The 17,232-nt window shown below is 73.7% G+C and carries 13 protein-coding genes; 11 read left to right on the forward strand and 2 right to left on the reverse strand.

Translation table 11 applies throughout. The features are described 5' to 3' along the window. The first annotated feature begins 138 nt into the window (after positions 1 to 138). The 3 genes from ACFYSC_RS10925 to ACFYSC_RS10935 all read left to right on the forward strand — a co-directional run bounded on the left by ACFYSC_RS10925 (position 139) and on the right by ACFYSC_RS10935 (position 2,016). The gene (locus tag ACFYSC_RS10925) at positions 139 to 465 is read left to right on the forward strand and encodes a hypothetical protein (RefSeq protein ID WP_389959725.1); all 327 of its coding nucleotides are present in this window, start codon (positions 139 to 141) and stop codon (positions 463 to 465) included. A 277-nt stretch (positions 466 to 742) separates the two neighbouring features. Further along, positions 743 to 1,597: a hypothetical protein gene (locus ACFYSC_RS10930; protein ID WP_389959727.1), complete on the forward strand. Its 855-nt coding sequence runs from the start codon at positions 743 to 745 to the stop codon at positions 1,595 to 1,597. Beyond that, positions 1,594 to 2,016, forward strand: a complete 423-nt coding sequence (locus ACFYSC_RS10935) for a YbaB/EbfC family nucleoid-associated protein (protein WP_362939116.1) — start codon at positions 1,594 to 1,596, stop codon at positions 2,014 to 2,016. The genes ACFYSC_RS10930 and ACFYSC_RS10935 overlap by 4 nt, the downstream gene beginning before the upstream one ends. A gap of 251 nt (positions 2,017 to 2,267) precedes the next feature. Here ACFYSC_RS10935 and ACFYSC_RS10940 read toward each other — a convergent pair whose 3' ends face one another. Then, a complete protein-coding gene (locus tag ACFYSC_RS10940; RefSeq protein ID WP_389959730.1) occupies positions 2,268 to 4,568 on the reverse strand; it encodes a serine/threonine protein kinase in 2,301 nt (766 codons plus the stop codon). Between the two features lie 101 nt (positions 4,569 to 4,669). After that, positions 4,670 to 5,833: a type VII secretion-associated serine protease mycosin gene (gene mycP / locus ACFYSC_RS10945; protein ID WP_389959733.1), complete on the reverse strand. Its 1,164-nt coding sequence runs from the start codon at positions 5,831 to 5,833 to the stop codon at positions 4,670 to 4,672. Positions 5,834 to 6,159: 326 nt separating this feature from the next. Here mycP and ACFYSC_RS10950 point away from each other — a divergent pair, with 326 nt between their 5' ends. The 8 genes from ACFYSC_RS10950 (at position 6,160) to gatB (ending at position 17,215) form a co-directional block, all read left to right on the forward strand. Continuing rightward, positions 6,160 to 7,164, forward strand: coding sequence for a methionine synthase (locus ACFYSC_RS10950; RefSeq protein ID WP_389959734.1), 1,005 nt, complete (start codon positions 6,160 to 6,162; stop codon positions 7,162 to 7,164). 151 nt (positions 7,165 to 7,315) lie between these two features. Continuing rightward, positions 7,316 to 9,514 carry an NAD-dependent DNA ligase LigA gene (gene ligA, locus ACFYSC_RS10955; RefSeq protein WP_389959736.1) on the forward strand — a complete coding sequence of 733 codons (2,199 nt, stop codon included), beginning with the start codon at positions 7,316 to 7,318 and terminating at the stop codon, positions 9,512 to 9,514. Positions 9,515 to 9,967: 453 nt separating this feature from the next. Further along, positions 9,968 to 12,049, forward strand: a complete 2,082-nt coding sequence (locus ACFYSC_RS10960; RefSeq protein WP_389959739.1) for a putative bifunctional diguanylate cyclase/phosphodiesterase — start codon at positions 9,968 to 9,970, stop codon at positions 12,047 to 12,049. A gap of 110 nt (positions 12,050 to 12,159) precedes the next feature. Beyond that, a complete protein-coding gene (gene gatC, locus ACFYSC_RS10965; protein WP_179824916.1) occupies positions 12,160 to 12,459 on the forward strand; it encodes an Asp-tRNA(Asn)/Glu-tRNA(Gln) amidotransferase subunit GatC in 300 nt (99 codons plus the stop codon). Further along, the gene (gene gatA, locus ACFYSC_RS10970) at positions 12,456 to 13,946 is read left to right on the forward strand and encodes an Asp-tRNA(Asn)/Glu-tRNA(Gln) amidotransferase subunit GatA (protein ID WP_362939135.1); all 1,491 of its coding nucleotides are present in this window, start codon (positions 12,456 to 12,458) and stop codon (positions 13,944 to 13,946) included. The genes gatC and gatA overlap by 4 nt, the downstream gene beginning before the upstream one ends. Positions 13,947 to 13,995: 49 nt before the next feature. Then, positions 13,996 to 15,084, forward strand: a complete 1,089-nt coding sequence (locus tag ACFYSC_RS10975; RefSeq protein WP_389959743.1) for an AAA family ATPase — start codon at positions 13,996 to 13,998, stop codon at positions 15,082 to 15,084. After that, positions 15,081 to 15,662, forward strand: coding sequence for a hypothetical protein (locus tag ACFYSC_RS10980; RefSeq protein WP_389959746.1), 582 nt, complete (start codon positions 15,081 to 15,083; stop codon positions 15,660 to 15,662). Before ACFYSC_RS10975 ends, ACFYSC_RS10980 begins: the two co-directional genes overlap by 4 nt. A gap of 65 nt (positions 15,663 to 15,727) precedes the next feature. Continuing rightward, positions 15,728 to 17,215, forward strand: a complete 1,488-nt coding sequence (gene gatB, locus ACFYSC_RS10985; protein ID WP_389960311.1) for an Asp-tRNA(Asn)/Glu-tRNA(Gln) amidotransferase subunit GatB — start codon at positions 15,728 to 15,730, stop codon at positions 17,213 to 17,215. The last annotated feature ends 17 nt before the right edge of the window (positions 17,216 to 17,232 follow it).

A 17,232-nucleotide genomic window follows, 5' to 3' on the forward strand; every position in this document is an offset into this window, starting at 1 on the left:
GGCGGGGCCGGTGAACGCCCTGTGGCCCCGGGGTTTCGGAGTGCCTAAAGCCTCCTGAACAGGCCGTCGTGACCTCCGGAAGGGCGCGGGGCGGGTGGTAGAGATGTCCCGGAACGGCGTTGATCACGGGGAGGGGTCATGGGGCAGGAGATACACGTCACGTCGGCGGCGATCCGGAGCGTCCGCACCGAGATCCGCGACGACCTGATCCCCGAGATCAGGGAGATGCGGGACATGGTGCACAGCACCGACCTGCGGGACACCGGCCCGGAGGCCCTCCGTCCCTTCGGCTGGGGCGCGGGCGGCGAGGTGGTCGTCGGGATCCGCTACCGGGACATCCGGCGGGACGTCGTCCAGAAGTTCGACGAGGCACTGGAGGTGCTGGACACGTGGCTGGAACTGCTGGAGCGGGCCGAGCGGAACTGGTGGACCGCCGAGTCGCACAGCGTCGTCGTCTACCGGTGACGGGGCCCGCGAGATGAACGACATCCCACCGTCGGCGCGCGCCGCGGGCGTCCCTCCGCTGCCGCCGGGCTGGCAGCCGGCCACACCGCAGCCGACGACTTGGACGCCGCCCCCGCAGCCGCCGGCCTGGCCGCCGCCGCAGCCCTCCCACGCGACCTGGACGCCGCAGCAGCCGCAGCGGTCACGGCCGCCCCAGGCGTCCGGCGGGGGTGCCCACCGGTGGCCGTCCGGGGGCGGGCGGCACCGGGCCCCGTCGCCCTACCGGCCGTCCCCCGGCGTGGCCGCGAAGAACGCCAAGACCGTGATGACCGACGCCTCCAAGATCATCAGTAGCCTGCAGAAGGGGTCGCGGCTGGCGCCCACCCTGTACGCGGGTGTGGTGATCGCGGCGACCGCGGTGGCCAACGTGCCCGGGATGGCCGACGTCTACAACAACTGGGAGTCCCTGCACTCACGGCTGGACACCGCCGTCAAGAGTTACTCGGCGGCCCTGCTCACCACGGGCTCCCAGGGCTGGATCGCGGACGACCGCGACGCGTACGAGGACGCCGTGCGGCACTTCCAGGAGGGCCTGGAGAGCATGCGCGGCTACATCAAGACCATCGCGGGCATCGTCGACGAGATCGGCGACGCCTACCGCGCCTACTGGGTGGCGATCGCCCGGCTGGCCGCGACGTTCCTGCTCCTCGCGACGATCGCCGCCGCCATGCTCCTGACGCCCTGGGCGGGGTCGGCGGCCCTCAACCTCCGGATGCTCGGCACCCTGGCCACCCAGATCATCGGCGTCTCCACAGGAGCGCTGTGGAAGCTCGTCGAGGTGGTGGCCAGCGGCTTCGCGGTCTACTTCGGCGGCAAGGCCATCTTCCAGATGTACAACCTCGAACCCACCGGCGCGGCGCGGATCGACTTCACCCAGGCCGAGATCAGGATCGGCGACCTGCCGTCCTTCCAGAAGCCGCCGTCCCCCGGGAACACTCCCCAGCCCCCGCCGTCGGCCGGGAAGACGCCCGGAGGCGCGCCCGGGAACGCGCCCCAGCCCCCGCCACCGGCCGGGAACGTGCCCGGCCTCCCGCCGAGTGCGGGCTTCCAGTGGCTTTCCCCCAGGCAAGAGACTCCGGAGCCGGCCAGATGACGAGATTCGACCCCGAGAACCCGCGCGTGGAGAGCCCGGAGGACCTCGACGAGGTCGTACGGCACAGCGAGCGGGTGATGGCCGGGCTGGCGGAGGCCCAGCGGGAGCTCGCGGCCGTGACGGGCGAGGGGACCGCCGCCGACGGCATGGTCCGCGCGGAGGTGGACGGCGCCGGCCGGATCCGGCGGATCGCCTTCGACGCGCGTGCGGCGCGGATGGGTACCGCGGAGCTGGCCGAGGCGGCGACGGAGGCGGTACGGGCGGCGCAGGAGGAGGCGGCGCGCCGCAACGACGAGCTGCTCAGGGCGGCGACGGGCGGCGCGCCGGTCGCCCTGGACATGGAGCGCGCCCGCCGGGAGTTCGAGGCGATCGGCGCGGACCTGGCGCGCACCCTGCGCGACCTGACGGAGAAGTGGTGACCCCGGCCCCGCCGTGACCCCGGCCCCGCCGTGACCCCGGCCCCGCCGTGACCCCGGCCCCGCCGTGACCCCGGCCCCGCCGTGACCCCGGCCCCGGAACCGGCGGGTCGCCTCTCCGTCCGCCTCCGGAACCGGCGAGGCCCGCCTCCCCTCCACCGAACCGTGGTGGAGGGGAGGCGGGCCTCTTCATGCCCGGGGCCGGGAGATCCACCGTGACCGCCGGGAGCCGGCGGTCACGGCGTCCGCGGGTGTCAGCCGCAGTTGGCCCAGCCGGAGCTCGTGTCACCGGTGGAGGAGCCGCCGCTGACGCGGACGCACTTCCCCTTGCCGGACAGGATCACCGGCCCGGCGTAGAACTCGTAGCTGCCCCGGTCGGTCTTGCTCTCGCCGTTCTGGACCTCCAGGGTCGCCCAGACCGGGCTGGCGACGCCCACGTTGGCGGTCTTCATCGTGACCGCGCAGTTGAGGCCGTTGGAGGAGTTGTAGAGCTGGTAGGCGGTCCCGCCGGCGAACGGGACCGACCGCTGCACGTAGAAGCCCGCCCCGCAGACCTTCTCGGGGGAGTACGGGTTCGTACGGGTCGGCGGCGGCGTCGGCCTCTCCGGGGCGCTCGTCGACGGCCGGCTCGTCGGGGCCGGCGGGATCACCGTCGGCACCGCCGTACGGGTCGGCTTCGGCGACCACGTCGGTTTGGGCGGCTGTGTCGGCTCCACCGTACGGGTCGGCTTCGGCGACGAGGTGGGCCTGGGCGACCAGGTCCTGGTGGGCTTCGGCTCCGCCGTGCGCGTCGGCCTCTGCGACCAGGTCGGCCTCGGCGTGTGCGTCGGCCTGGGCGCCCGCGTGGCGGTCGCCGTGGGCACCGGCGTGGGGATCCACGTCGGGCTCACGCTCGGCTGGGGCGTCGTCGGGGCCGTGGGCACCGGGGTGGCGGGTCCGCTCGGCTGGGGCGTCTCCGGAGCCGTGGGCGCCGGGGAACCCCCGTCGGTCGGCTGGGGCGTCGCGGGACCGCTCGGCGGCGGCGTGGGGGCCGGTGTCGGGTCGACCTCCGGCTTGTTGTGGTTCCTCCCTCTGCCGTGGCCGTTGCCGTTCCCATTGCCGTCGGTGGGCTGTGCCGTCGGCTGGGCCGGGGCCGTCGGCTGTGCCGTGGGCTGGGCCGGGGCCGTGGGCACCGGCACGGGCGGCGCGGTGGGATAGGCCGTGATCGAAGGGATCGGCGGGGGGAGCGGGGTCTCCGTGGCCAGCTTCATCGGCGAGACGTCCGGCACCTGGGGATCGACCGTGGCGTTCCACGGCACGGTCACCTTGGCCGTCGGCTGGTCGCCGATCCCGCCCTGGTCGCCGTACCCGCCGGTGTCGCCGCCGCCGCCGTCACCCTGACCCTGGTCCTGGCTCTGGCCCTGGCCGTTTCCCTGCGCGACCCTGGACAGGCCGGAGTGGCCGTCGCCGCCCTGGGCCGCGACCTGTTCCGTGCTGCCGAGCGAGGTGTACTGCCCGGCAGCCCAGATCCCGGCGCCGGACAGCAGGACGGCCCCGCCCACGCAGGCGGCCAGCGCCACGGAGAGCTTGCCGTTCCTGGGCCGCTTCTCGGGCTCGGGGGCCAGCTGCATCACGACGGGCCCCTGCGGGTCCGGCGGAGGCGGGTCGCTGGGGAGCGGCGGCGCGCCCCAGCCGGAGGGGACCGCCGGCTGCGGGAGGGTGGCCTCAGGGCGGCCCGGTACGGGGGCCTGCGGCGCCTCGGGCAGCCAGTCGTCCCCGGTGATCTGGGGCACCTGCTGCTCGCCGAGCAGGCGGAGCATGGCGGCCTTGGTGTCCGGCCGCTCCTGGGGGCGCTTGCTCAGGCAGACGGCGAGGAGGCCGGCCAGGTCGGCGGGCAGGCCGACCAGGTTGGCCGGGCCGTTCATGAGCCTGTCCAGCTGTCCGCCGAACGGGGAACGTCCGGTGGCCGCGTACAGGACGGTGGCGGCCCAGGAGAAGACGTCGGCCGGCCTGCCGGGGACGGCGCCGGTCCCCGGGGTGAGCTCGGCCTGGATGTGCTCGGGGGCGCGGTAGTCGGGCTCGGGGCCGATGACGCCGAGGCCGATGTCGCAGACGAGCGGCCCGTCGGGGCCGAGGAGCACGGTGTCGGGGCTGAGGCCCCCGTGGGTCATGCCGGAGAGGTGGACGGCGGTCAGCGCGGTGAGGGTGGCGACGGCGAGCCGCTCCAGCGCGTCGCCGGTCAGGGGACCGTCGGCGGTCACGGCCTCGCGCAGCGAGCGTCCTTCGATGTGCTCGCGCACGACATAGGGGGTGTCGCCGTCCCAGCCGACCTCGATCAGCTTCGCGGTGTGCGCGCCGGAGACCCGCCTGACGGCCTCCAGGCCGTCGGTGATCTGCGCTCGCGCGCCGGGGTCGATCCCGGGCCGCGGAGGCAGGATCCGGATCGCGCGCAGGGTGTCCTCGTCCGGCAGGTGACCCAGATGAACGGGGGGCTGAAGGCGGCCGAGACGGCCGACGAGAACGTATGGACCTATACGCTCTGGATCTTCAGCCAGTAATGGGTTTAAATCGCCCATTTCACTCCTTCTGGCTCAACTTGCCATCAAAACCGCTGATTGGCGGTCTAGTACTATCGAACCAAACGTGCGTCACGAAATTCACATAATTCACATCTCTTTCACGCCCCGTTCTCCAGCGCCCCCGCCCGCCACCTCCGGCGGCGCCCCGCCGGGATCGCGACGCCGGCCACGACGACCACGCCCGCCGCGGCGAACGAGCCGAGCGCGACCCACCCGGCGATCGACATGCTCCGGACGTCCTTCACCGGCGCCGGCCGTATCGCGCCGGGCGGCAACGGGACGGGCGGCGGCGGCGCGAGCGCGACGGCCTCCGAGGGCAGCACGGCCGTGACGGCCAGCAGCGGGTTGACCATCCCGGCGCCGACGCCCGCCCCGGTGCCGCCGTCGGCGGTCATCGCGATGCGCCGTACCGTCGCCTCGGCGCTCAGCTCCGGGTGGTACGCGCGGACCAGCGCCGCCACCCCCGCCACGTACGGCGCGGCGAAGCTGGTGCCCCGCAGGTCCTCCCGGTAGGTGACCCACGGCCAGGTGCTCGTGATCCCCTCGCCGGGGGCCAGGACGGAGACCGGGGAACCGGTGTTGGAGAAGTCGGTACGGCGCCCGTCGGGGCCCGCCGCGCCGACCGACAGCACGCCGGGGTAGGAGGCCGGGTAGGCCGGTGTGGAGTCGTTGTTCTCGGAGTTGCCCGCCGCGGCCACGATCACCGCCCCCTTGGCCTGGGCGTAGGTGACCGCGGTGCGAAGGTCGGGCTGGTCGCTCGCCCGGACCGACACGTTGATCACGTCGGCGCCGAGGTCGGCGGCCCGCGCGATGGCCCGGGCCAGGTTGCCCACCTCGCCCTCGTCGCCGTCCGTGTGCTTGACGGAGATCAGCCTGACCTGCGGCGCGACCCCGGAGAACGGGGACTCCTTCCGCTGCCGCCCGGCGACGATGCCCGCCACCGCCGTGCCGTGGCCGTCGCAGTCGCGCGTCCCGGTGCCGGTGACGTCGTACACGGCGGCCCCGGCGAGCTGGGGATGCGTGGTGTCCAGCCCGCTGTCGACGACCGCGACGGTGATCCCGGCGCCCTTGGTCAGCCGCCACACGTCCCGCAGGCTGAGCCGCCGCTGGCCCCAGGGCTCGGCGATGCTCTTCGTGCCGGGCTTCGGCGCGCACTGCCTGGGCTCGGCCGCCCGCGCGGCGGGCGGCCTCTCGGGTGCCGGGACCGCCCGCGCCGCTGCGGGCGGCCCCAGGGCCGCCGCGGCCGCCGCCAGCAGTGACACGACGGCTAGTGTCCGGCTGATCACCATGTGTCCCCCCGGGCTGGGTGAATACCGGGCGAAACACTACTCAACCCGATCAAGGGACGTCATGCCGACGCCCGAATCCCCGGTCGTGTCCCGGGGAGCGCCCCGGGACACGGCCGGGCGGCCCGGGGAGGTGGCCGGGCGGCCGGTGGACCGTCGCGGGCCGGCCCGTTCTCGCGCGGCGGCACCGCCGGGCGGTCGGGGGACGCCACCGGGCCGCCCTAAGCTGCTGTCGTGCGAGGACGGGCCGCCGGACGCGACGGCGGCCGTCCGGTTCGCGGAGGAACGCGGCGAGGAGCGGCATGAGCGAGTATCCGTGGGGCGAGGCGACCGCCACCGGGGTCGGATCCCACCCGGGGGAGGAGCACGAGGAGGCGATCAGGGTCGTCTTCGGGGAACTGCCCGCCCTGCCCTACCTCCCGGAGCTGCCCGCGCGCGGAGTCGGTGCCGACATGGTCGGCAGGACCGCCTCGCTGCTGGTGGAGCTGCCGGTGGAGGTGCAGCCGTCCGGGTGGCGGTTCACCGACCGGCCGGGACGCGACCTGAGACGGGCCCGTGACCACCTGCGGCGCGACCTCGACGCGCTGGAGGAGGCGGCGCAGGGGTACGAGGGCCCGCTGAAGATCCAGGCGGCCGGGCCGTGGACGATGGCCGGGGCGATCGAGCTGCGGCACGGCGACAAGACGCTCGCCGACCCCGGCGCGGTGCGCGACCTGACCGCCTCCCTCGCCGAGGGGCTCGCCGCCCACCTCGCCGACGTGCGGCGCAGGGTGCCCGGGGCCACGGAGATCGTCCTGCAGCTCGACGAGCCGGGGCTGCCGGGCGTCCTGGCCGGCACGGTGCCGACCGCCTCGGGCTTCGGGCGGCTGCCGGCCGTCGACGCCCAGGTCGCCGCCGAACGGCTGGGCGCGGTGCTGCCCGCCGGGGCGTTCCCGGTCGTGCACTGCTGCGCCCCGGACGTTCCCCTCAGGCTCCTCCGTACGGCGGGCGCCCGGGGGATCTCGCTGGACGCCGCCCTGCTGCGGCGGCGTGACGAGGACGCGATCGGTGAGGCGATCGAGGCCGGGACGGCCCTGTTCCTCGGCGTGGTGCCCGGGACCGACGCCCCGCTGCCCGACGTGGGGGTGGTCGCCCGGCCCGCCGTCGAGCTCTGGCGCCGCCTCGGCTTCCCCGCCGCGACGCTCGCCTCGCAGGTCGTTCTGACCCCCTCCTGCGGGCTGGCCGGGGCCTCGCCCGCCTACGCCAGGGCCGCCCTGGCGAAGGTGCGCGGCGCGGCGCTGGTGCTGCGGGAGGATCCCGGCGAGTGACCCGTCCGGACCGTCCTTTCCGGGGGCCGAGGCGGTCCCCGCATTGTCGGTGCGCGGCGATAGCGTTCCACTTGGGAGTTCGCTGCTTCTGCGGCCCCCGGCCGGGGTCGCCGGCCGGCCGGTTCGCGGTGACGAGGGGAGATCTTGGGTGATGGGCGCTGAGACGGAGTCCGGGGTCGCGCCGGCGTCGGCGAGGAAACGGCACGCCGAGCTGGCCGAGCTGGTCGACGAGGCCAACTGGCGTTACTACGTGCTCGACGCGCCCACCGTGAGCGACGCCCAGTACGACACGTGGATGCGCGAGCTGCAGGGGCTGGAGGAGGAGCACCCCGCCCTGCGCACGCCCGACTCCCCGACCCAGAGGGTCGGCGCGCCGATCACCAGCGACTTCGCCTCGGTGGCCCACCTGCGGCGGATGGAGAGCCTGGACAACGCGTTCAGCGCCGAGGAGACGGCCGCCTGGCAGGCGCGGGCCGAGCGGCTGGCCGAGCGCGACCCGGCCCCCTACCTGTGCGAGCTGAAGATCGACGGCCTGGCGATCGCGCTGGTGTACGAGAAGGGCCGCCTGGTGCGCGGGGCCACCCGCGGCGACGGCCGGGTCGGCGAGGACGTGACGGCGAACGTCCGGACCCTCGCCGACGTGCCGCAGCGCCTGACCGGCGACGGCGTCCCCGACCTGCTGGAGGTCCGGGGCGAGGTCTACATGCCCGTCGAGGGGTTCGGGCGGCTCAACGAGCAGCTGGTCGAGGCGGGCAGGCAGCCGTTCGCCAACCCGCGCAACTCCGCCGCCGGCTCGCTGCGGATGAAGGACCCGCGGGAGACCGCGCGGCGACCTCTGCGGATGATCGTCCACGGGGTCGGCCCCTGGGAGGGCGGCGCCCCGATGCCCGCCTCGCAGTCGCAGATCTACGAGAGGTTGCGCGAGTTCGGGCTGCCGGTGAGCGACCTCTACCGGGTCGTCGGCGGCCTCGACGAGATCAACGCCTACATCGAGTACTACCGCGAGCACCGCCACGACCCCGCCTACGAGATCGACGGCGTCGTGGTGAAGATCGACGGGGTCGACCTCCAGCGCGAGCTCGGCTCCACCAGCCGGGCGCCGCGCTGGGCGATCGCCTACAAGTACCCGCCGGAGGAGGTCAACACCAGGCTCCTCGACATCCAGGTGGGCGTCGGCCGCACCGGCAGGGTAACCCCGTTCGGCGTCATGGAGCCGGTCGTCGTGTCCGGCTCCACGGTCGAGCGCGCCACCCTGCACAACGCCTCCGAGGTCGTGCGCAAGGGAGTGCGGATCGGCGACACGGTGGTGCTGCGCAAGGCCGGCGACGTGATCCCGGAGATCGTCAAGCCGGTCGAGGAGCTGCGCGACGGCACCGAGCGGGAGTTCGTGATGCCGGCGCACTGCCCGGAGTGCGGCACCGAGCTGGCCTACGAGAAGGAGGGCGACGCCGACCTGCGCTGCCCCAACACCAGGTCCTGCCCCGCCCAGCTCCGTGAGCGGATCTTCTTCGCGGCCGGTCGCAGGGCCTTCGACATCGAGGGCCTGGGCTACGTCGCGGCCACCGCGCTGACCCAGCCGCTGCCCCCGCAGCAGCCGCTGATCCGCACCGAGGCCGACCTGTTCGACCTGACCGCCGAGCAGCTCCTGCCGATCCGCTCGGTGGTCCGCGACCCCGACACCGGGCTGCCCAAGACCGACCCGGAGACCGGCGAGCCGAGGATCGTCTCCTTCTTCGCCAACCAGAGCGGCGGGCTGAGCAAGAACGCCGAGAAGATGCTCCAGGAGCTGGAGCGGGCCAAGACGAAGGAGGAGACGACCGTGGCGCGGGTCCTGGTCGCGCTCTCCATCCGGCATGTCGGCCCGCCCACCGCCCAGGCCGTCGCCGCCGAGTTCCGTTCGATCGACGCGATCGCCGCCGCCTCCGAGGAGGAGCTCGCCGCGGTCGAGGGCGTCGGCCCGCGGGTGGCCGCCGCGATCCACGACTGGTTCCAGGTCGACTGGCACCGGGAGATCGTCGACCGGTGGAGGGCCGCCGGGGTGCGGATGGAGGACGAGGCGCCCGCCGACCTGCCCCCGCAGACCCTCGCCGGGCTCACCTTCGTGGTGACCGGCACGCTGGCCGGCCTCACCCGTGACGAGGCCGGCACGGCCCTGGCGAGCCGGGGCGGCAAGGTGGCGTCCTCGGTCTCCAAGAAGACGTCCTTCGTGATCGTGGGCGAGAACGCCGGGTCCAAGTTCGACAAGGCGGTCAAGCTGGGCGTGCCGATCCTCGACGAGGAGGGCCTGAAGGTCCTCCTGGAGGACGGGCCCGAGGCCGCGGCCGGGCTGACGGTCACGCCCGAGGCGTGACCGGGACGGCCCCGCCCCGGACATGCCGGGACGGGGCCGTCTCATGGTCTCCGCCGGGGCACGGGCCGTACGGCGGGCGGAGAACGGTGGAACGGGTGGCCGGTCGGCCGGGCGACGGGCCGGGCGGTGGGCCGAGGGCGGCAGAATGATCGGCGGGCCGGGAGGCGGCCGGGGAACGAGGGCGACCGGACGCGGTCGGGAGGCGGCCGGGGGCGAGGACGGGGACGGCCGGGCACGGCGGGAAGACGGCGGGAAGACGGGGAACGGGAGGGCGGCCGGCGAGGCGGACGGGAAAACGGACGACGAGCCGGAGGACGGGAAGACGGGGAGAGACGGCGGGGAAAACGGGGTAACCACTCAAACCCACTCGTAACGGAACGTGCCCAACCGGTTTCGCGAAGTGGCCCAAAGGCCGTACTCTCCCATAGGGAACTAATGGGGGTTTTGTTATTCATGGCTGACCCGAATGACACTCGCGACACCGGCCCACGTGCGGGCTCACCACTGTGGACCTACCTCACCGTCGTGATCACGCTCGGGGCCGCCGTCCTCGCGGCGGCGCAGTGGCGACTCGGCCCGGCGGAGACGCTCGTCCTCGCCCGCAGCCCGATGTTCTGGATGCTCACCGTTCTGGTCGTGCTCGGGGAACTGCGACCGGTCCTGCTGTCGTCGTCGACGTCCGTGGGCGGCACCTACCCGTCGACGATGTTCATCTTCGCCGCGCTCCTGCACTACGGCATGCCGGTCGCCGTGCTGATCCAGGCGGTCGGCATCGTCGTCAACGCGGCCGTCACCCGCCGGGCGTGGCACCGGGTCATGTTCAACATCGCGCAGACGACGCTGGCCTGCGCCGCCGCCGGCGCGGTGCTGGAGACGCTCGGCCACCAGCCCGTCACGGCGGGCGGGCGGACGCCCGCCGGCTCCGACCTGCTCGCGATCGCCCTGGCCGGGCTCGCCTACTTCACGGTGCGGGGGCTGCTGGTCTCCGGGGCGGTGGCACTGCACGAGCGCCGCTCGGTCCACCGGGTGGTCCGGGCGGCGATCGGCCACCAGAGCCTGGTCTACGCCGGGCTGATCGGGCTGGCGCCGCCGGTCGTGGTGGTGATGAACCACTCCCCGGCGCTGGTCCCGCTGTTCGTCGCGCCGATGGCCGCCGTCTACTTCACCGCCACCCTGTCGCTCCGCCGCGACCACCAGGCGATGCACGACGGGCTGACCGGGCTGCCCAACCGCAAGCTGCTCGTGCTGCGCACCGAGGAAGCGCTTGCAGAGGCCCGGCCGGGTGAGCGGGTCGGCCTGTTCCTGCTCGACCTCGACCGGTTCAAGGAGGTCAACGACACCCTCGGCCACCCGGTGGGCGACCGGCTGCTGCAGATCGTGGCGCACCGGCTGACCCACAGCGTGCGGCCGGGCGACGTGGTGGCCCGGCTCGGCGGCGACGAGTTCGCCGTGCTGCTGCCCTCGGTGCGCGACGCCGTCGCCGCCCGCGAGGTCGCCGCGCGGCTGCGGGTGGCCCTCACCGAGCCGGTCCGGCTGGAGGGGATGACCTTCGACCTCGACGCCTCGGTCGGCATCGCGCTCCACCCCGACCACGCCCCCGACTTCGAGCTGCTGATGCAGCGCTCCGACGTGGCGATGTACCTCGCCAAGGAGGGGCGGACGGGCGTCGAGGTCTACGTCGCGGAGAAGGACCGCAACAGCCCCGACCGGCTCAACCTCCTGGGCGACCTGCGCCGGGCCATCGACCGCTCCGAACTGCGGCTGCACTACCAGCCCAAGCTGGACCTGGCCGTCGGTGAGGTGCGGGGCGTGGAGGCGCTGCTGCGCTGGCGTCACCCGGAGCGGGGGATGATCTCGCCCGGGGAGTTCGTGCCCATGGCCGAGCAGTCCTACCTCATGCGGCACCTCACCCAGTACGTCGTGGACGCGGCCCTGGAGCAGGCCGCGCACTGGTGGCGCGCCGGCCTGCACGAGCAGATCTCCGTCAACGTCTCCGCCCGCGACCTGCTCGACTCGGCGCTGCCCGACCGCCTGGAGGCCGGCCTGGCCTACCACCGGCTGCCGCCCAAGGCGATCCAGCTGGAGGTGACCGAGCGCGTCCTGATGACCGACCAGTCCTACACCGCCGACGCCGTACGCGCCCTGGTCTCGCTGGGCGTGCCGCTGGCACTGGACGACTTCGGCACCGGCTACTCCTCGCTGGTGCGCCTGCAGCGGCTGCCGGTCGCCGAGGTGAAGATCGACTCCTCGTTCGTCCACCGGATCGGCCAGTCCTCCGACGACGAGCGGATCGTCCGCTCCATCGTCGACCTGGTCCGCTCCCTGGGCCTGCGCTCGGTCGCCGAGGGCGTCGAGTCCGCCGAGGTGGCCGACCGGCTGACCGCCATGGGATGCGACCTCGCCCAGGGCCGGCTGTTCGCCGCGCCGATGCCCGCCGCCGAGGCCACCGCCTGGCTGCACGAGCACCGCGGCCGCGCCCTGCCCGGCCTGACCCTGCTGCGTTCCGGAGAGGTCCTCGACGTCCGGACGGCGTGACACCGGCTCCCGCGGGCGGGTCGTGGGGGGCGAGCGGTCAGGCACGTCGAGTCACGCGCCCTAAGATGACAGTGTCCAATTGCCATTCCACGAGACGGGTTCAACGACTCATGTCCGCCATAACCCGCGACGAGGTCGCTCACCTCGCCCGGCTGTCCCGGCTGGCGCTGGCCGACGAGGAACTCGACCACTTCGCCGCCCAGCTCGATGTGATCATCGGTGCGGTCGCCCGCGTCGCCGAGGTGGCGGCCGACGACATCCCGCCGTCCTCGCACGCGCTCCCGCTCACCAACGTCTACCGCCCCGACGAGGTACGGCCCGGCCTCACACCCGAGCAGGCCCTGGCCGGCGCCCCCGCGGTCGAGGACGACCGCTTCCGCGTTCCGCGCATCCTCGGGGAGGAAGCATGAGTCTCACTCACAAGACCGCCGCCGAGCTCGGCGCCCTGATCGCCTCGGGCGAGGTCTCGGCCGTCGAGGTCGCCCAGGCCCACCTCGACCGGATCGCCGCGGTGGAGCCGCAGGTCAACGCCTTCCTCCACGTCGACGCCGAGACGACCCTGGAGCAGGCCCGCGCCGTCGACGCCCGCCGGGCCGCCGGGGAGCGCCTCGGCCCGCTCGCGGGCGTGCCGATCGCGCACAAGGACGTCTTCACCACCGCCGACATGCCGACCACCGCCGGCTCGAAGATCCTCGAAGGCTGGCGCCCGCCGTACGACGCGACGGTGACGCGGCGGCTGCGCGAAGCCGGTCTGGTGATCCTCGGCAAGACCAACCTCGACGAGTTCGCGATGGGCTCCTCCACCGAGAACTCCGCCTACGGCCCCACGCACAACCCGTGGGACCTGACGCGGATCCCGGGCGGCTCCTCCGGCGGCTCCTCGGCCGCGGTCGCCGCCTACGAGGCCCCGCTGTCCACCGGCACCGACACCGGCGGCTCGATCCGCCAGCCCGCCGCGGTCACCGGCATCGTCGGTATGAAGCCGACCTACGGCGGTTCCTCCCGCTACGGCCTGATCGCCTTCGCGAGCTCCCTGGACACCCCGGGCCCGTTCGCACGCAACGTCATGGACGCCGCGCTGCTGCAGGAGGCGTTCTCCGGCCACGACCCGCTCGACTCGACGTCCATCGACGCCCCGGTGCCGAGCGTCGTCGAGGCCGCCCGCCAGGGCGACGTGGCGGGGCTGCGCATCGGCGTGGTCAAGGAGTTCGGCGGCGACGGCTACCAGCCGGGCGTGCTCGCCCGCTTCCGCGAGACGGTGGAGCTGCTGGAGTCGCTCGGCGCCAAGGTCGTCGAGGTCTCCTGCCCGTCGTTCACCGTCGCCCTGCCGGCGTACTACCTCATCGCGCCGTCGGAGTGCTCGTCCAACCTCGCCCGCTTCGACGCCATGCGGTACGGCCTGCGCGTCGGTGACGACGGCACGCGCAGCGCCGAGGAGGTCATGGCGCTGACCCGGGCCGCCGGCTTCGGCCCCGAGGTCAAGCGGCGCATCATCCTCGGCACCTACGCGCTGTCCAGCGGCTACTACGACGCCTACTACGGCCAGGCGCAGAAGGTCCGCACGCTGATCGCCCGCGACTTCGAGGCCGCCTTCGGCCAGGTGGACGTGCTCATCTCGCCCACCACGCCGACCACGGCGTTCCCGATCGGCGAGCGCGCCGACGACCCGATGGCGATGTACCTCGCCGACCTGTGCACCATCCCGGCCAACATGGCCGGCAACGCGGCGATCTCGGTGCCGTGCGGCCTGGCCGACGAGGACGGCCTGCCGGTCGGCCTGCAGATCATGGCCCCGGTGCTCGGCGACGACCGCTGCTACCGGGTCGCCGCCGCGGTGGAGAACGCCCTGGAGTCCCGCTGGGGCGGGACCCTGCTGTCCAAGGCCCCGGCGCTGTAAGGGCACCCGGGCAGACACGGCGACGGACGCGACAGGGGGGAGCGGCGGCATGATCACTCGGATCGAGATCGACGGGTTCAAGTCATTCTTGAACTTCGACCTCGACGTGCCGCCCTTCCTGGTGCTGGTCGGTCCCAACGCCAGCGGCAAGTCGAACCTGCTCGACGCCCTGGGGTTCGTCGCCGACGAGGTCACCGGGGCCGGCGGGCTGATGGGCGCGACCCGCGGGCTGCCCGCCGAGCAGTTCCACCGGGTGGCGCGCGGCACCCCGGTGCCGGGCTTCGTCGTCTCGGTGGAGGCCCTGGTCGCCCCGGAACCCGGCGCGCTGCTGCCGATCCGGATCGACGCGGGCGCGGAGATGGTGCTGCGGATCCCCCGGGCCAGCGGCCCGGTCGTCAGCCACGCGGTCCGCCAGATCCCGGAGGAGCTGCTGGAGCTGGTGGTGGAGGACCCGGAGCCGGAGAACACGCCCCGCCGTACGGTGCGGGCCTGGCGCAGGCACGCGCCCTCGCCGCGGACCATGCGTCGCAGGAGCGTCCCGGCCGACACCGGGCCGCTCACCGGCGACGGCGCCAACCTCGCCGCGGTGCTCGCCCGGATGGCCGGGACGGCGGCGCTGGCCGACCTGATGGCCGACCTCGCCGGGATCCTGCCCGGCGTGGCCGACCTGGTGTCCCGCGTCGAGCGGGGAGAGTGCTCCTTCGACCTGGTCCTCGACGGCCAGGGGCCGGTGCCGGCCGCGCTGCTGTCGGACGGCACCCTGCGGGTCCTCGCCCTGCTGGCGGCCCTGCACGACCCCGGCCACCCCTGCACCCTCCTGGTGGAGGAGATCGAGAACGGCGTGCACCCCGCCCGCGTCGGCGAGCTGCTCCGGCGCGTCCGGCAGCGGGTCGCCATGCCCGGAGGCGCGGAGCCGTTCCGGCAGGTGATCGTCACCAGCCACTCCCCGGCGGTGGTGGCCGAGACCTACCGCACCGATCCGGACGCGCTGACCTTCCTCGACACCGCCGTCCGCGTCGACCCCGACAACGACCGGGTGTCGCGGGTGACCGTGGCGAAGTCGGTCCAGCCGTACGGCGAGCCGGGCACGTTCGTCTCGCCCCGGCAGGTCCGCGAGTACCTCGGCGCGGCGGCATGACGCCCCGCTCGCTGGTCCCCGGTCTGATCGCGGAGGGGGAGGCCGCCGAGAGCTTCCTCGGCATCGTGATCTCCCGGCAGCTCCGGGAGCTGACCTGGATGTCGCCCCACGTGGTCGACGTCGAGGCCACGGAGGTCGTGAACTGCGGCCGTGACCGCGTGGTGGCCGCGATGCAGGAGCTCGCGGCCGACTGCCACCTGCTGTTCACCCACAACGTCGAGTGGGAGCGCGGCAAGATCGGCGGACGGGCCGACGGCGTCCGATACCACTCCCACTACCTGGTTCCGGTGGTCAGCCTGGGTGACACCGAGGCGTGGCTGCTCGCCGACCCCGGAGTGTGGGCGAGACTGGAGGGGAGCGACCTCAGCCGGCTGCCCACCCGGCCGCGCGACGTCGCCAGGATCACCGACCCCGGCGAGGTCCTGGCCGCGACCGTCCCCCGGCGGGGCAAGCCCCTGCGCGACTACTTCCAGTACATCGGACGCAACATCGATCTCGGCGTGCTGGCCCAGGTGCCCGCCTACGCGGACTGGGTGGCCGAGACGCGGAACGCATTGAAAGGACTCGGGTACCTGTGAGCGGCACGGCCGCCCTCAGCGACTAAGGAAGAAATGGTGAACGACCAGTGAGCACGGAAACGCTGATGCCGTACGACGAGGCGCTGGAGCGCTTCGAGCCGGTGCTCGGCCTGGAGACGCACGTCGAGCTCGGCACGGCGTCGAAGATGTTCTGCGGTTGCCCGACCACGTTCGGCGCCCCGCCGAACACGCACGTGTGCCCGGTCTGCCTGGCCCTGCCCGGCGCGCTGCCGACGGCCAACGCCGCGGCCATCGAGGCGACGATCCGCATCGGCCTGGCCCTCAACTGCTCGATCGCCGAGTGGTGCCGCTTCGCCCGGAAGAACTACTTCTATCCGGACATGCCGAAGAACTACCAGATCAGCCAGTACGACGAGCCGCTCTGCTTCGACGGCTACCTTGACGTCGAGGTGAACGGCGAGGTCGTACGGGTCGAGATCGAGCGGGTCCACCTGGAAGAGGACACCGGCAAATCCACCCACGTGGGCGGCGCGACCGGCCGCATCCACGGCGCCGACTACTCGATCGTCGACTACAACCGGGCCGGCATCCCGCTGGTGGAGATCGTCACCAAGCCGATCCCCGGCACCGACCGGCTCGCCCCCGAGGTCGCCCGCGCCTACGGCACCGAGCTGCGCGAGCTCGTCCGCGGCCTCGGCGTCTCGGACGTGCGCATGGAGGAGGGCTCCATGCGGTTCGATGTGAACGTCTCCCTCATGCCGCGCGGATCCTCGGAGTGGGGCACCCGTACCGAGACCAAGAACGTCAACTCGCTGCGCAGCGTCGAGCGCGCCGTCCGAGGCGAGATCGAGCGCCAGGCGGCCGTCCTGGCCGGCGGCGGCCGGATCGTCCAGGAGACCCGCCACTTCCACGAGGACACCGGCTCCACCACGTCCGGACGGTCCAAGGAGGAGGCGCAGGACTACCGCTACTTCCCCGAGCCCGACCTCGTGCCGATCGCCCCCGACCCCGCCTGGGTCGCCGAGCTCAAGGCCACGCTGCCCGAGCTGCCCGGCGCGCGGCGCAAGCGGCTGCAGCAGGAATGGGGCGTCTCCGACCTCGACATGCAGTCCATGCACAACGCCGACGCCATCGACCTGGTCGAGGCGACGGTCGCGGCCGGCGCCCCGCCGGCGGACGCCCGCAAGTGGTGGATGGGCGAGCTGGCCCGTCGCGCCAACGAGGCCGGGACGCCGCTGCGGGAGCTGCGCATCACCCCCGACGAGATCGCCCGGGTGTGCGCGATGGTCGCCGGCGGCGCGCTGAACGACAAGCTGGCTCGCCAGGTGCTGGAGGGCGTGCTGAACGGCGAGGGCACCCCCGACGAGGTGGTGGCCGCGCGCGGCCTGCAGATCGTCAACGACGAGGGCGAGCTGTCGGCGATCATCGATCAGGTGCTGGCGGGCAACGCCGACGCGGCCGACAAGGTCCGGGGCGGCAAGATCGCCGCGGTCGGCGCGCTGGTCGGTGGTGTCATGAAGGCCAGCCGCGGCAAGGCCGACGCGGGCCGAGCCCGCGAGCTCATCCTGGAGAAGCTCGGCGTCTCCGAGTAGTGCCCCTCCGGGGCTCC

The sequence above is a fragment of the Streptosporangium sp. NPDC004379 genome (assembly GCF_042873875.1).
Classification (GTDB): domain Bacteria; phylum Actinomycetota; class Actinomycetes; order Streptosporangiales; family Streptosporangiaceae; genus Streptosporangium.

Bases quoted from the DNA above. Each gene is read 5' to 3' on its own strand.
- ligA (WP_389959736.1), top strand. From the start codon at position 7,316: ATGGGCGCTGAGACGGAGTCCGGGGTCGCGCCGGCGTCGGCGAGGAAA.
- ACFYSC_RS10935 (WP_362939116.1), top strand. From the start codon at position 1,594: ATGACGAGATTCGACCCCGAGAACCCGCGCGTGGAGAGCCCGGAGGAC.
- ACFYSC_RS10940 (WP_389959730.1), bottom strand. From the start codon at position 4,568: ATGGGCGATTTAAACCCATTACTGGCTGAAGATCCAGAGCGTATAGGT.
- gatA (WP_362939135.1), top strand. From the start codon at position 12,456: ATGAGTCTCACTCACAAGACCGCCGCCGAGCTCGGCGCCCTGATCGCC.
- gatC (WP_179824916.1), top strand. From the start codon at position 12,160: ATGTCCGCCATAACCCGCGACGAGGTCGCTCACCTCGCCCGGCTGTCC.
- gatB (WP_389960311.1), top strand. From the start codon at position 15,728: ATGCCGTACGACGAGGCGCTGGAGCGCTTCGAGCCGGTGCTCGGCCTG.
- ACFYSC_RS10925 (WP_389959725.1), top strand. From the start codon at position 139: ATGGGGCAGGAGATACACGTCACGTCGGCGGCGATCCGGAGCGTCCGC.
- ACFYSC_RS10950 (WP_389959734.1), top strand. From the start codon at position 6,160: ATGAGCGAGTATCCGTGGGGCGAGGCGACCGCCACCGGGGTCGGATCC.
- ACFYSC_RS10980 (WP_389959746.1), top strand. From the start codon at position 15,081: ATGACGCCCCGCTCGCTGGTCCCCGGTCTGATCGCGGAGGGGGAGGCC.
- ACFYSC_RS10960 (WP_389959739.1), top strand. From the start codon at position 9,968: ATGGCTGACCCGAATGACACTCGCGACACCGGCCCACGTGCGGGCTCA.
- ACFYSC_RS10975 (WP_389959743.1), top strand. From the start codon at position 13,996: ATGATCACTCGGATCGAGATCGACGGGTTCAAGTCATTCTTGAACTTC.